This window comes from Staphylococcus sp. mip270_02, assembly GCF_054031535.1.
Window position 1 is genome coordinate 2,920,822 of the sequence record NZ_CM132934.1, and the last position, 14,802, is coordinate 2,935,623.

Sequence of the window (14,802 nt, forward strand, 5' to 3'; positions counted from 1 at the left end):
GTAAAATATGATTTAACCAAAACAAAACAATTTAAAATTTGATTAAGTCTTCGATCGATTAGTATTCGTCAGCTCCACATATCGCTATGCTTCCACCTCGAACCTATTAACCTCATCATCTTTGAGGGATCTTATAACCGAAGTTGGGAAATCTCATCTTGAGGGGGGCTTCATGCTTAGATGCTTTCAGCACTTATCCCGTCCATACATAGCTACCCAGCGATGCCGTTGGCACGACAACTGGTACACCAGAGGTATGTCCATCCCGGTCCTCTCGTACTAAGGACAGCTCCTCTCAAATTTCCTACGCCCACGACGGATAGGGACCGAACTGTCTCACGACGTTCTGAACCCAGCTCGCGTACCGCTTTAATGGGCGAACAGCCCAACCCTTGGGACCGACTACAGCCCCAGGATGCGATGAGCCGACATCGAGGTGCCAAACCTCCCCGTCGATGTGAACTCTTGGGGGAGATAAGCCTGTTATCCCCGGGGTAGCTTTTATCCGTTGAGCGATGGCCCTTCCATGCGGAACCACCGGATCACTAAGTCCGTCTTTCGACCCTGCTCGACTTGTAAGTCTCGCAGTCAAGCTTCCTTATGCCTTTACACTCTATGAATGATTTCCAACCATTCTGAGGAAACCTTTGAGCGCCTCCGTTACTCTTTAGGAGGCGACCGCCCCAGTCAAACTGCCCATCTGACACTGTCTCCCACCATGATAAATGGTGCGGGTTAGAAATCCAACACAGCGAGGGTAGTATCCCACCAACGCCTCCACGTAAGCTAGCGCTCACGTATCTCAGGCTCCTACCTATCCTGTACAAGCTGTGCCGAATTTCAATATCAGACTACAGTAAAGCTCCACGGGGTCTTTCCGTCCTGTCGCGGGTAACCTGCATCTTCACAGGTACTATGATTTCACCGAGTCTCTCGTTGAGACAGTGCCCAAATCGTTACGCCTTTCGTGCGGGTCGGAACTTACCCGACAAGGAATTTCGCTACCTTAGGACCGTTATAGTTACGGCCGCCGTTTACTGGGGCTTCGATTCGTAGCTTCGCAGAAGCTAACCACTCCTCTTAACCTTCCAGCACCGGGCAGGCGTCAGCCCCTATACATCACCTTACGGTTTAGCAGAGACCTGTGTTTTTGATAAACAGTCGCTTGGGCCTATTCACTGCGGCTCTCCTGGGCGTTAACCCTAAAGAGCACCCCTTCTCCCGAAGTTACGGGGTCATTTTGCCGAGTTCCTTAACGAGAGTTCGCTCGCTCACCTTAGAATTCTCATCTTGACTACCTGTGTCGGTTTGCGGTACGGGCACCACAATTCTAGCTAGAGGCTTTTCTCGGCAGTGTGAAATCAACGACTCGAGGAAACAATTTCCTCTCCCCATCACAGCTTGACCTTAAGAGTGCCGGATTTGCCTAACACTCAGTCTTACTGCTTGGACGTACAATCCAATAGTACGCTTCGCCTATCCTACTGCGTCCCCCCATCGCTTAAAACGAATTATGGTGGTACAGGAATATCAACCTGTTATCCATCGCCTACGCCTATCGGCCTCAGCTTAGGACCCGACTAACCCAGAGCGGACGAGCCTTCCTCTGGAAACCTTAGTCAATCGGTGGACGGGATTCTCACCCGTCTTTCGCTACTCACACCGGCATTCTCACTTCTAAGCGCTCCACATGTCCTTGCGATCATGCTTCAACGCCCTTAGAACGCTCTCCTACCATTGTCCTTACGGACAATCCACAGCTTCGGTAATATGTTTAGCCCCGGTACATTTTCGGCGCAGTGTCACTCGACTAGTGAGCTATTACGCACTCTTTAAATGATGGCTGCTTCTAAGCCAACATCCTAGTTGTCTGGGCAACGCCACATCCTTTTCCACTTAACATATATTTTGGGACCTTAGCTGGTGGTCTGGGCTGTTTCCCTTTCGAACACGGACCTTATCACCCGCGTTCTAACTCCCAAGTTAAATTGATTGGCATTCGGAGTTTGTCTGAATTCGGTAACCCGATAAGGGCCCCTCGTCCAAACAGTGCTCTACCTCCAATAATCATCACTTGAGGCTAGCCCTAAAGCTATTTCGGAGAGAACCAGCTATCTCCAGGTTCGATTGGAATTTCTCCGCTACCCACAACTCATCCGCTCACTTTTCAACGTAAGTCGGTTCGGTCCTCCATTCAGTGTTACCTGAACTTCAACCTGGTCATGGGTAGATCACCTGGTTTCGGGTCTACGACCAAATACTCAACGCCCTATTCAGACTCGCTTTCGCTACGGCTCCACATTCACTGCTTAACCTTGCATCAAATCGTAACTCGCCGGTTCATTCTACAAAAGGCACGCCATCACCCATTAACGGGCTCTGACTACTTGTAAGCACACGGTTTCAAGTTCTATTTCACTCCCCTTCCGGGGTACTTTTCACCTTTCCCTCACGGTACTGGTTCACTATCGGTCACTAGAGAGTATTTAGCCTTGGGAGATGGTCCTCCCGGATTCCGACGGAATTTCTCGTGTTCCGTCGTACTCAGGATCCACTCAAGAGTGAATAAACTTTCGACTACAGGATTATTACCTTCTTTGATTCATCTTTCCAGATGATTCGTCTAGTTTATTCTTTTGTAACTCCGTATAGAGTGTCCTACAACCCCAACAAGCAAGCTCATTGGTTTGGGCTCTTCCCGTTTCGCTCGCCGCTACTCAGGGAATCGATTTTTCTTTCTCTTCCTGCGGGTACTAAGATGTTTCAGTTCTCCGCGTCTACCTTCAGATATGCTATGTATTCACATATCGATAACATGACATAACTCATGCTGGGTTTCCCCATTCGGAAATCTCTGGATCAAAGCTTACTTACAGCTCCCCAAAGCATATCGTCGTTAGTAACGTCCTTCATCGGCTTCTAGTGCCAAGGCATCCACCGTGCGCCCTTAATAACTTAATCTTTTTTGACTTTCAACACGAACAAGTCGGTTGAAAACCCAAAATGTTATTAATCTGTGAGTGTTCTTTCGAACACTAGCGATTATTTCTTTTTGAATTCAAAGCTTGTTAAAAAACTCTAATTCACTCGGTTTTGCTTGGTAAAATCATAAATTTTACTTACTTATCTAGTTTTCAATGTACAAAAAAATGGTGGGCCTAAGTGGACTCGAACCACCGACCTCACGCTTATCAGGCGTGCGCTCTAACCAGCTGAGCTATAGGCCCATTCCAATATGAATACTCTAATGAGCATTCAAAACTGAATACAATATGTCAATGTTATTCCTATTTCATCTTCGTAAGAAGATGTTTCCGAATATATCCTTAGAAAGGAGGTGATCCAGCCGCACCTTCCGATACGGCTACCTTGTTACGACTTCACCCCAATCATTTGTCCCACCTTCGACGGCTAGCTCCATAAATGGTTACTCCACCGGCTTCGGGTGTTACAAACTCTCGTGGTGTGACGGGCGGTGTGTACAAGACCCGGGAACGTATTCACCGTAGCATGCTGATCTACGATTACTAGCGATTCCAGCTTCATGTAGTCGAGTTGCAGACTACAATCCGAACTGAGAACAACTTTATGGGATTTGCATGACCTCGCGGTTTAGCTGCCCTTTGTATTGTCCATTGTAGCACGTGTGTAGCCCAAATCATAAGGGGCATGATGATTTGACGTCATCCCCACCTTCCTCCGGTTTGTCACCGGCAGTCAACCTAGAGTGCCCAACTTAATGATGGCAACTAAGCTTAAGGGTTGCGCTCGTTGCGGGACTTAACCCAACATCTCACGACACGAGCTGACGACAACCATGCACCACCTGTCACTTTGTCCCCCGGAGGGGAAGGCTCTATCTCTAGAGTTTTCAAAGGATGTCAAGATTTGGTAAGGTTCTTCGCGTTGCTTCGAATTAAACCACATGCTCCACCGCTTGTGCGGGTCCCCGTCAATTCCTTTGAGTTTCAACCTTGCGGTCGTACTCCCCAGGCGGAGTGCTTAATGCGTTAGCTGCAGCACTAAGGGGCGGAAACCCCCTAACACTTAGCACTCATCGTTTACGGCGTGGACTACCAGGGTATCTAATCCTGTTTGATCCCCACGCTTTCGCACATCAGCGTCAGTTACAGACCAGAAAGTCGCCTTCGCCACTGGTGTTCCTCCATATCTCTGCGCATTTCACCGCTACACATGGAATTCCACTTTCCTCTTCTGCACTCAAGTTTCCCAGTTTCCAATGACCCTCCACGGTTGAGCCGTGGGCTTTCACATCAGACTTAAGAAACCGCCTACGCGCGCTTTACGCCCAATAATTCCGGATAACGCTTGCCACCTACGTATTACCGCGGCTGCTGGCACGTAGTTAGCCGTGGCTTTCTGATTAGGTACCGTCAAGATGTGCACAGTTACTTACACATTTGTTCTTCCCTAATAACAGAGTTTTACGAGCCGAAACCCTTCATCACTCACGCGGCGTTGCTCCGTCAGGCTTTCGCCCATTGCGGAAGATTCCCTACTGCTGCCTCCCGTAGGAGTCTGGACCGTGTCTCAGTTCCAGTGTGGCCGATCACCCTCTCAGGTCGGCTACGTATCGTCGCCTTGGTAAGCCGTTACCTTACCAACTAGCTAATACGGCGCGGGTCCATCTATAAGTGATAGCAAAACCATCTTTCACTTTAGAACCATGCGGTTCCAAATGTTATCCGGTATTAGCTCCGGTTTCCCGAAGTTATCCCAGTCTTATAGGTAGGTTACCCACGTGTTACTCACCCGTCCGCCGCTAACGTCAAAGGAGCAAGCTCCTTATCTGTTCGCTCGACTTGCATGTATTAGGCACGCCGCCAGCGTTCATCCTGAGCCAGGATCAAACTCTCCATAAATGAATTATGATGTTTGATTAGCTCATAAAATACTAATTTGTGTTATCTTTAACACTTGTTTTGAACCAACAATTTAATGTTGTGTTCGGAATTAACGTTGACATATTGCAATTCAGTTTTCAATGTTCATTTCTTCAATCACAAGAAACAATTTTACTCTCTTCAACTCAGAAAGTCAAGAAGTTTTTAAAATTATTTTTTATTTTTTTGGTAAAACTTCCATAAAAAAACGACCCAAGGGTCAATATGGAATTGCCTGGCAACGTCCTACTCTTGCGGAACGTAAGTCCGACTACCATCGGCGCTAAAGAGCTTAACTTCTGTGTTCGGCATGGGAACAGGTGTGACCTCTTTGCCATTGTCACCAGACAATGAAATGTATGAAATTATACATTCAAAACTAGATAGTAAGTAAAATATGATTTAACCAAAACAAAACAATTTAAAATTTGATTAAGTCTTCGATCGATTAGTATTCGTCAGCTCCACATATCGCTATGCTTCCACCTCGAACCTATTAACCTCATCATCTTTGAGGGATCTTATAACCGAAGTTGGGAAATCTCATCTTGAGGGGGGCTTCATGCTTAGATGCTTTCAGCACTTATCCCGTCCATACATAGCTACCCAGCGATGCCGTTGGCACGACAACTGGTACACCAGAGGTATGTCCATCCCGGTCCTCTCGTACTAAGGACAGCTCCTCTCAAATTTCCTACGCCCACGACGGATAGGGACCGAACTGTCTCACGACGTTCTGAACCCAGCTCGCGTACCGCTTTAATGGGCGAACAGCCCAACCCTTGGGACCGACTACAGCCCCAGGATGCGATGAGCCGACATCGAGGTGCCAAACCTCCCCGTCGATGTGAACTCTTGGGGGAGATAAGCCTGTTATCCCCGGGGTAGCTTTTATCCGTTGAGCGATGGCCCTTCCATGCGGAACCACCGGATCACTAAGTCCGTCTTTCGACCCTGCTCGACTTGTAAGTCTCGCAGTCAAGCTTCCTTATGCCTTTACACTCTATGAATGATTTCCAACCATTCTGAGGAAACCTTTGAGCGCCTCCGTTACTCTTTAGGAGGCGACCGCCCCAGTCAAACTGCCCATCTGACACTGTCTCCCACCATGATAAATGGTGCGGGTTAGAAATCCAACACAGCGAGGGTAGTATCCCACCAACGCCTCCACGTAAGCTAGCGCTCACGTATCTCAGGCTCCTACCTATCCTGTACAAGCTGTGCCGAATTTCAATATCAGACTACAGTAAAGCTCCACGGGGTCTTTCCGTCCTGTCGCGGGTAACCTGCATCTTCACAGGTACTATGATTTCACCGAGTCTCTCGTTGAGACAGTGCCCAAATCGTTACGCCTTTCGTGCGGGTCGGAACTTACCCGACAAGGAATTTCGCTACCTTAGGACCGTTATAGTTACGGCCGCCGTTTACTGGGGCTTCGATTCGTAGCTTCGCAGAAGCTAACCACTCCTCTTAACCTTCCAGCACCGGGCAGGCGTCAGCCCCTATACATCACCTTACGGTTTAGCAGAGACCTGTGTTTTTGATAAACAGTCGCTTGGGCCTATTCACTGCGGCTCTCCTGGGCGTTAACCCTAAAGAGCACCCCTTCTCCCGAAGTTACGGGGTCATTTTGCCGAGTTCCTTAACGAGAGTTCGCTCGCTCACCTTAGAATTCTCATCTTGACTACCTGTGTCGGTTTGCGGTACGGGCACCACAATTCTAGCTAGAGGCTTTTCTCGGCAGTGTGAAATCAACGACTCGAGGAAACAATTTCCTCTCCCCATCACAGCTTGACCTTAAGAGTGCCGGATTTGCCTAACACTCAGTCTTACTGCTTGGACGTACAATCCAATAGTACGCTTCGCCTATCCTACTGCGTCCCCCCATCGCTTAAAACGAATTATGGTGGTACAGGAATATCAACCTGTTATCCATCGCCTACGCCTATCGGCCTCAGCTTAGGACCCGACTAACCCAGAGCGGACGAGCCTTCCTCTGGAAACCTTAGTCAATCGGTGGACGGGATTCTCACCCGTCTTTCGCTACTCACACCGGCATTCTCACTTCTAAGCGCTCCACATGTCCTTGCGATCATGCTTCAACGCCCTTAGAACGCTCTCCTACCATTGTCCTTACGGACAATCCACAGCTTCGGTAATATGTTTAGCCCCGGTACATTTTCGGCGCAGTGTCACTCGACTAGTGAGCTATTACGCACTCTTTAAATGATGGCTGCTTCTAAGCCAACATCCTAGTTGTCTGGGCAACGCCACATCCTTTTCCACTTAACATATATTTTGGGACCTTAGCTGGTGGTCTGGGCTGTTTCCCTTTCGAACACGGACCTTATCACCCGCGTTCTAACTCCCAAGTTAAATTGATTGGCATTCGGAGTTTGTCTGAATTCGGTAACCCGATAAGGGCCCCTCGTCCAAACAGTGCTCTACCTCCAATAATCATCACTTGAGGCTAGCCCTAAAGCTATTTCGGAGAGAACCAGCTATCTCCAGGTTCGATTGGAATTTCTCCGCTACCCACAACTCATCCGCTCACTTTTCAACGTAAGTCGGTTCGGTCCTCCATTCAGTGTTACCTGAACTTCAACCTGGTCATGGGTAGATCACCTGGTTTCGGGTCTACGACCAAATACTCAACGCCCTATTCAGACTCGCTTTCGCTACGGCTCCACATTCACTGCTTAACCTTGCATCAAATCGTAACTCGCCGGTTCATTCTACAAAAGGCACGCCATCACCCATTAACGGGCTCTGACTACTTGTAAGCACACGGTTTCAAGTTCTATTTCACTCCCCTTCCGGGGTACTTTTCACCTTTCCCTCACGGTACTGGTTCACTATCGGTCACTAGAGAGTATTTAGCCTTGGGAGATGGTCCTCCCGGATTCCGACGGAATTTCTCGTGTTCCGTCGTACTCAGGATCCACTCAAGAGTGAATAAACTTTCGACTACAGGATTATTACCTTCTTTGATTCATCTTTCCAGATGATTCGTCTAGTTTATTCTTTTGTAACTCCGTATAGAGTGTCCTACAACCCCAACAAGCAAGCTCGTTGGTTTGGGCTCTTCCCGTTTCGCTCGCCGCTACTCAGGGAATCGATTTTTCTTTCTCTTCCTGCGGGTACTAAGATGTTTCAGTTCTCCGCGTCTACCTTCAGATATGCTATGTATTCACATATCGATAACATGACATAACTCATGCTGGGTTTCCCCATTCGGAAATCTCTGGATCAAAGCTTACTTACAGCTCCCCAAAGCATATCGTCGTTAGTAACGTCCTTCATCGGCTTCTAGTGCCAAGGCATCCACCGTGCGCCCTTAATAACTTAATCTTTTTTGACTTTCAACACGAACAAGTCGGTTGAAAACCCAAAATGTTATTAATCTGTGAGTGTTCTTTCGAACACTAGCGATTATTTCTTTTTGAATTCAAAGCTTGTTAAAAAACTCTAATTCACTCGGTTTTGCTTGGTAAAATCATAAATTTTACTTACTTATCTAGTTTTCAATGTACAAAATAATGCAATGAATACTCCAATGAGCACTCAAAACTGAATACAATATGTCAATGTTATTCCTATTTCATCTTCGTAAGAAGATGTTTCCGAATATATCCTTAGAAAGGAGGTGATCCAGCCGCACCTTCCGATACGGCTACCTTGTTACGACTTCACCCCAATCATTTGTCCCACCTTCGACGGCTAGCTCCATAAATGGTTACTCCACCGGCTTCGGGTGTTACAAACTCTCGTGGTGTGACGGGCGGTGTGTACAAGACCCGGGAACGTATTCACCGTAGCATGCTGATCTACGATTACTAGCGATTCCAGCTTCATGTAGTCGAGTTGCAGACTACAATCCGAACTGAGAACAACTTTATGGGATTTGCATGACCTCGCGGTTTAGCTGCCCTTTGTATTGTCCATTGTAGCACGTGTGTAGCCCAAATCATAAGGGGCATGATGATTTGACGTCATCCCCACCTTCCTCCGGTTTGTCACCGGCAGTCAACCTAGAGTGCCCAACTTAATGATGGCAACTAAGCTTAAGGGTTGCGCTCGTTGCGGGACTTAACCCAACATCTCACGACACGAGCTGACGACAACCATGCACCACCTGTCACTTTGTCCCCCGAAGGGGAAGGCTCTATCTCTAGAGTTTTCAAAGGATGTCAAGATTTGGTAAGGTTCTTCGCGTTGCTTCGAATTAAACCACATGCTCCACCGCTTGTGCGGGTCCCCGTCAATTCCTTTGAGTTTCAACCTTGCGGTCGTACTCCCCAGGCGGAGTGCTTAATGCGTTAGCTGCAGCACTAAGGGGCGGAAACCCCCTAACACTTAGCACTCATCGTTTACGGCGTGGACTACCAGGGTATCTAATCCTGTTTGATCCCCACGCTTTCGCACATCAGCGTCAGTTACAGACCAGAAAGTCGCCTTCGCCACTGGTGTTCCTCCATATCTCTGCGCATTTCACCGCTACACATGGAATTCCACTTTCCTCTTCTGCACTCAAGTTTCCCAGTTTCCAATGACCCTCCACGGTTGAGCCGTGGGCTTTCACATCAGACTTAAGAAACCGCCTACGCGCGCTTTACGCCCAATAATTCCGGATAACGCTTGCCACCTACGTATTACCGCGGCTGCTGGCACGTAGTTAGCCGTGGCTTTCTGATTAGGTACCGTCAAGACGTGCACAGTTACTTACACATTTGTTCTTCCCTAATAACAGAGTTTTACGAGCCGAAACCCTTCATCACTCACGCGGCGTTGCTCCGTCAGGCTTTCGCCCATTGCGGAAGATTCCCTACTGCTGCCTCCCGTAGGAGTCTGGACCGTGTCTCAGTTCCAGTGTGGCCGATCACCCTCTCAGGTCGGCTACGTATCGTTGCCTTGGTAAGCCGTTACCTTACCAACTAGCTAATACGGCGCGGGTCCATCTATAAGTGATAGCAAAACCATCTTTCACTTTAGAACCATGCGGTTCCAAATGTTATCCGGTATTAGCTCCGGTTTCCCGAAGTTATCCCAGTCTTATAGGTAGGTTACCCACGTGTTACTCACCCGTCCGCCGCTAACGTCAAAGGAGCAAGCTCCTTATCTGTTCGCTCGACTTGCATGTATTAGGCACGCCGCCAGCGTTCATCCTGAGCCAGGATCAAACTCTCCATAAATGAATTATGATGTTTGATTAGCTCATAAAATACTAATTTGTGTTATCTCTAACACTTGTTTTGAACCAACAATTTAATGTTGCGTTCGGAATTAACGTTGACATATTGCAATTCAGTTTTCAATGTTCATTTCTTCAATCAATAATAAATATGGTGGAGACTAGCGGGATCGAACCGCTGACCTCCTGCGTGCAAAGCAGGCGCTCTCCCATCTGAGCTAAGCCCCCATATATAATTTTAAAAGAGTCGGGAAGACAGGATTCGAACCTGCGACCCCTTGGTCCCAAACCAAGTGCTCTACCAAGCTGAGCTACTTCCCGTATTAATTTAAACATTTTAAAAATGGTGCGCCCGACAGGGGTCGAACCTGTAACCTCTTGATTCGTAGTCAAGTACTCTATCCAGTTGAGCTACGGGCGCATTATTAAAATGATGGTGCCGAGGACCGGAATCGAACCGGTACGGTGATCTCTCACCGCAGGATTTTAAGTCCTGTGCGTCTGCCAGTTCCGCCACCCCGGCAAAAATAATGGAGCAGAAGACGGGATTCGAACCCGCGACCCCGACCTTGGCAAGGTCGTATTCTACCGCTGAACTACTTCTGCAAAATGAAACTGTATGAGCCATAGTGGGCTCGAACCACTGACCCTCTGATTAAAAGTCAGATGCTCTACCAACTGAGCTAATGGCTCATGAAATGGTGCCGGCCAGAGGACTTGAACCCCCAACCTACTGATTACAAGTCAGTTGCTCTACCAGTTGAGCTAGGCCGGCTATTCATTTAAAATGGTGGAGGATGACGGGTTCGAACCGCCGACCCTCTGCTTGTAAGGCAGATGCTCTCCCAGCTGAGCTAATCCTCCACATGGAATCTATTTATAAAGCCTGGCAACGTCCTACTCTTGCGGAACGTAAGTCCGACTACCATCGGCGCTAAAGAGCTTAACTTCTGTGTTCGGCATGGGAACAGGTGTGACCTCTTTGCCATTGTCACCAGACAAAATAACTTACTCCATTAATGATACATTGTTTATCAATCAATTGCAATAGTCAATTTTACACTATCTTCAAAAAATCTTTAAACAACATTTACTTAAGTTATTCGCTTATGTAATCATCGTTTTTGACGACTTTTATATAATACTACGTTTTCTCATTTGAGTCAATAGCTTTTCAATTTTTTCTTAAAATATTTATTCTAGTATTTTCGCATGTCCTGTTTTGCTCACTTGCTTAACTCGACTTGAATAATCTTACCACATGAAAACAGCATTTACCATACCTTTTATAGTATATTTTTATATCTTTATAGCATAATTATGCGTAATCGTTTCTTATTACTTAATTTATTTATTAAAATTGTACTTGAAATGGACTTTTATTCATCCCCTCCTATATTAACCGCTTCTTTCAACAATAAAAAAACGACTATCATGTCTTGTCATTATGACGAAACATGATAGTCGTTTTATTTTAAGCTAGAATATTCAAATACATAATTAGTTATATTACTTCTGTCTCATATACGGGAATAATAATACGTCACGGATTGATGCTGAATCAGTAAGTAACATCACTAGTCTATCAATACCTATACCTAAACCACCTGTTGGAGGCATACCGTATTCTAGTGCTTCAATAAAGTCTTCATCCATTTCGTGAGCTTCATCGTTCCCTTGTTCTTTTTCTACTAATTGAGCTTCAAATCTTGCTCTTTGATCAATAGGGTCGTTTAATTCTGTAAATGCATTACCATGTTCTCTACCTACAATGAATAATTCAAAGCGGTCTGTAAACCTAGGGTCCTCTGGATTTTTCTTAGCTAAAGGAGAAATCTCTATTGGGTGCCCATAAACAAATGTAGGTTGAATTAATGTTTCTTCAACTTTTTGTTCAAAGAATTCATTTAAGATATGACCGTACTTCATATTATTTGTGATTTCTACACCATGTTCTTTAGCGGCTGTTTTAGCTTCATCATCACTTTGGATGTTAAAGAAATCTACACCTGTCGCTTCTTTAACAGCGTCAGCCATATGGATTCGTTTCCAATTAGACTCTAAATCAATTGTTTCTTCACCATATGTTACTTTAGCAGTACCTAATACTTTTTCTGAAATATGTCTAATCATATTTTCAGTAAGATCCATAATGTCGTGATAGTCAGCATAAGCTTCATATAATTCAATCATTGTAAATTCTGGGTTATGTCTTGTAGACACACCTTCATTTCTAAACACACGACCAATTTCATATACTTTTTCTAAGCCACCGACGATAAGACGTTTCAAATGTAATTCAATTGCAATTCTCATATACAATGTAGCATCTAATGCATTATGATGTGTAACAAATGGACGAGCTGCAGCACCACCAGCTATTTGATGCATCATTGGTGTTTCCACCTCTAAGAATCCTTGAGAATTTAAATAGTTACGCATCTCTTGTAATATTTTACTACGGTTGATAAATGTCTTAGTACTATCTTGGTTTGTAATTAAGTCAAGGTAACGTTGACGATAACGTTGTTCGATATCTTGTAAACCATGGAATTTATCTGGTAACGGACGTAATGCTTTTGTTAAAAGCGTGAACGATTTTGCTTTAACTGATAGTTCACCTGTATTCGTTTTAAACATAACACCTTCAACGCCAACGATGTCACCTAAATCTGAAGAATTCCAAATCTCAAATTGTTCATCGCCTACTTGGTCTTTTCTTACATAAATTTGTATTTGGCCACTTAAATCTTGAACATGAGCAAATCCTGCTTTACCTTTACCACGTTTGGTCATTAAACGCCCTGCTATACTTACATGGCTTTCTTCTTCTTTTTCTTGTAATTCTTCTTTAGAAAATTGATCCCAATCTTCGTGTAATGGGCTAGCCATTGAACTACGGTCGAATTTTTGCCCAAATGGATCAATTCCTAAATCGTATAATTCTTGTAATTTTTGACGGCGAACCTGCATTTGGTCGTTCATTTCTTCTGACATAACTTTCTCTCCTTTATGCTTTTCAATCTTTATACTTTTTCACTGAATCGTCTGTCATCACAATATCACCAATTTTTTGATTAGAATGCGGTTCAATAAAATCAGATGCTATATCATTTAATGGAATCAGAACAAATGAACGTTCTAACATTCTTGGATGCGGAACAATCAAATCTTCTTTTTCAATAATTTTATCTCCAAACAATAAAATATCTACATCTAAAGTTCTTGGGCCCCAGCGTACATCTCTCACACGATGCAATTGTTGTTCTGTTTCCATACATACCTTTAACAAATGTTTTGGCTTCAATAATGTTTGAATTTCAATACATTGATTTAAAAATTGTGGCTGATCAACATAACCTACCGGCTCTGTTTCATATATTGGCGAAACTTTCGTGACTTCAATACCATTTTTGTTATTTAAAATGCGTATTGCTTCATCAAGTTGCGTTTCTCTTTCTCCAACATTACTACCTAATCCTAAATACGCATATGTCATTAGTGATTCTCCCTCACTATTTCAACACCTACTCCATTATAATGTCCAGGTATAGGTGGATTTTCTTTAGTGATTCTAACTTTCGTTTCCACTACACGATTATAGTGTGAATTTATACGTTTTGCAATACGTTCAGCCAGATGCTCTAATAAATTTACTGGTTCATCTTCCATAATCGCTTTCACTTCTTCAAAAACTTCTCCATAATGCACAGTGTCTGTAACTTTGTCAGTTTCACCCGCTATGCTAAGATCAACTTTCATAGTGACATCAACAATAAATATTTGTCCAATCTCATTTTCGGCTGGTAACGCGCCATGATAACTATAAAATCTCATACCATTAAGAAATATTGTGTCGCGCATTATCATTCTCCTTTAAGTAATCCATACTTTGTGCTATCCGAGCGTTTAATGCAACGTTATGCACTCTTACGCCTTTAATACCTTTAGTAATACCATATGCTGTTGTACCAGCAGTTGCTTCATCTCGTTCAGTTGGAGTTGTGTCTACACCAATCATTTCCTTAATAAACCTTTTTCTGCTTGTCGCTAACAGCACTGGGTACCCAGTTGCTACAAGTTCATCTAATCGAGACATAACTTCCTTTTCCTCGTCTCTTGTTTTGGCAAAACCAATACCTGGATCAATCCACACCTTATGTTGTGGTATCCCCGCCATTTCAGCTTTGTTTGCTTGTTTTAAAAGATACAACAACATCTCATCGACGACTGATTCTTCTCTATGTCCATCTCCGTTGTGCATTAACACAATTTCACCTTCATATTTCGCAACAATTTCAAATATACGCGGATCATGGTGGCCAGCCCATTGGTCATTAATCATCGTAACACCTAATTTCATAGCCGCTTCTGCTACTTCACTTCTATATGTATCAACTGATAATTGAATACCTAAACGAGTCAAAGCTTCTACCACAGGTACGACACGATCAAGTTCTTCTTCAACGCTCACTTCTTCATAACCCGGTCTCGTAGATACGCCACCAATATCTATGATATCAACGCCCTCTTCTATCATTTTCTCTGCGTGTTCAACAGCCTTTTCAACTGAATTATATTTCCCACCATCAGAAAATGAGTCCGGTGTAACATTTAATATTCCCATAATTTTTGTATGCGTCATAATCATTTTGCTTCCTTTCACATCTAAAATGATTTTCCTATCAAATTATTATCATATTTCTA

At 44.6% G+C, this 14,802-nt stretch carries 4 protein-coding genes, 9 tRNA genes and 6 rRNA genes; all 19 read right to left on the reverse strand.

What is annotated here, in order from left to right:
• Nucleotides 1-38: 38 nt before the first annotated feature.
• Nucleotides 39-2,961, reverse strand: a 23S ribosomal RNA gene (locus ACW5YJ_RS14020).
• A gap of 189 nt (nucleotides 2,962-3,150) precedes the next feature.
• Nucleotides 3,151-3,227, reverse strand: a tRNA-Ile gene (locus tag ACW5YJ_RS14025).
• Between the two features lie 103 nt (nucleotides 3,228-3,330).
• Nucleotides 3,331-4,883, reverse strand: a 16S ribosomal RNA gene (locus ACW5YJ_RS14030).
• A 254-nt stretch (nucleotides 4,884-5,137) separates the two neighbouring features.
• Nucleotides 5,138-5,252, reverse strand: a 5S ribosomal RNA gene (rrf, locus tag ACW5YJ_RS14035).
• A gap of 80 nt (nucleotides 5,253-5,332) precedes the next feature.
• Nucleotides 5,333-8,255 (reverse strand): 23S ribosomal RNA (locus ACW5YJ_RS14040).
• Nucleotides 8,256-8,543: 288 nt separating this feature from the next.
• Nucleotides 8,544-10,096: ribosomal RNA gene (locus ACW5YJ_RS14045) — 16S ribosomal RNA — on the reverse strand.
• A 151-nt stretch (nucleotides 10,097-10,247) separates the two neighbouring features.
• Nucleotides 10,248-10,323 (reverse strand) — tRNA-Ala (locus tag ACW5YJ_RS14050).
• Between the two features lie 19 nt (nucleotides 10,324-10,342).
• Nucleotides 10,343-10,416: transfer RNA gene (locus tag ACW5YJ_RS14055), tRNA-Pro, on the reverse strand.
• Between the two features lie 23 nt (nucleotides 10,417-10,439).
• Nucleotides 10,440-10,516: transfer RNA gene (locus tag ACW5YJ_RS14060), tRNA-Arg, on the reverse strand.
• Nucleotides 10,517-10,529: 13 nt separating this feature from the next.
• Nucleotides 10,530-10,618: transfer RNA gene (locus tag ACW5YJ_RS14065), tRNA-Leu, on the reverse strand.
• Between the two features lie 8 nt (nucleotides 10,619-10,626).
• Nucleotides 10,627-10,701 (reverse strand) — tRNA-Gly (locus ACW5YJ_RS14070).
• Between the two features lie 14 nt (nucleotides 10,702-10,715).
• Nucleotides 10,716-10,788, reverse strand: a tRNA-Lys gene (locus ACW5YJ_RS14075).
• A gap of 6 nt (nucleotides 10,789-10,794) precedes the next feature.
• Nucleotides 10,795-10,870, reverse strand: a tRNA-Thr gene (locus ACW5YJ_RS14080).
• 13 nt (nucleotides 10,871-10,883) lie between these two features.
• A tRNA-Val gene (locus tag ACW5YJ_RS14085) sits at nucleotides 10,884-10,959 on the reverse strand.
• Nucleotides 10,960-10,979: 20 nt separating this feature from the next.
• A 5S ribosomal RNA gene (gene rrf / locus ACW5YJ_RS14090) occupies nucleotides 10,980-11,094 on the reverse strand.
• Together the 16S, 23S and 5S rRNA genes with 9 tRNA genes alongside form the textbook arrangement of a ribosomal RNA operon.
• Nucleotides 11,095-11,604: 510 nt before the next feature.
• Nucleotides 11,605-13,092, reverse strand: coding sequence for a lysine--tRNA ligase (lysS, locus tag ACW5YJ_RS14095; RefSeq protein WP_135092891.1), 1,488 nt, complete (start codon nucleotides 13,090-13,092; stop codon nucleotides 11,605-11,607).
• A 22-nt stretch (nucleotides 13,093-13,114) separates the two neighbouring features.
• Entirely contained in the window at nucleotides 13,115-13,594 is a 480-nt protein-coding gene (gene folK / locus ACW5YJ_RS14100; RefSeq protein ID WP_457338296.1) for a 2-amino-4-hydroxy-6-hydroxymethyldihydropteridine diphosphokinase, read from the reverse strand.
• Nucleotides 13,594-13,959, reverse strand: a complete 366-nt coding sequence (gene folB / locus ACW5YJ_RS14105; protein ID WP_017722027.1) for a dihydroneopterin aldolase — start codon at nucleotides 13,957-13,959, stop codon at nucleotides 13,594-13,596. Before folB ends, folK begins: the two co-directional genes overlap by 1 nt.
• The gene (gene folP, locus ACW5YJ_RS14110; RefSeq protein WP_107551691.1) at nucleotides 13,937-14,740 is read right to left on the reverse strand and encodes a dihydropteroate synthase; all 804 of its coding nucleotides are present in this window, start codon (nucleotides 14,738-14,740) and stop codon (nucleotides 13,937-13,939) included. Before folP ends, folB begins: the two co-directional genes overlap by 23 nt.
• Nucleotides 14,741-14,802: the final 62 nt, after the last annotated feature.

What these genes read in the sequence shown, in the direction of transcription:
- folK (WP_457338296.1), bottom strand. Translation starts at nt 13,594, where the DNA reads ATGACATATGCGTATTTAGGATTAGGTAGTAATGTTGGAGAAAGAGAA.
- lysS (WP_135092891.1), bottom strand. Translation starts at nt 13,092, where the DNA reads ATGTCAGAAGAAATGAACGACCAAATGCAGGTTCGCCGTCAAAAATTA.
- folP (WP_107551691.1), bottom strand. Translation starts at nt 14,740, where the DNA reads ATGACGCATACAAAAATTATGGGAATATTAAATGTTACACCGGACTCA.
- folB (WP_017722027.1), bottom strand. Translation starts at nt 13,959, where the DNA reads ATGCGCGACACAATATTTCTTAATGGTATGAGATTTTATAGTTATCAT.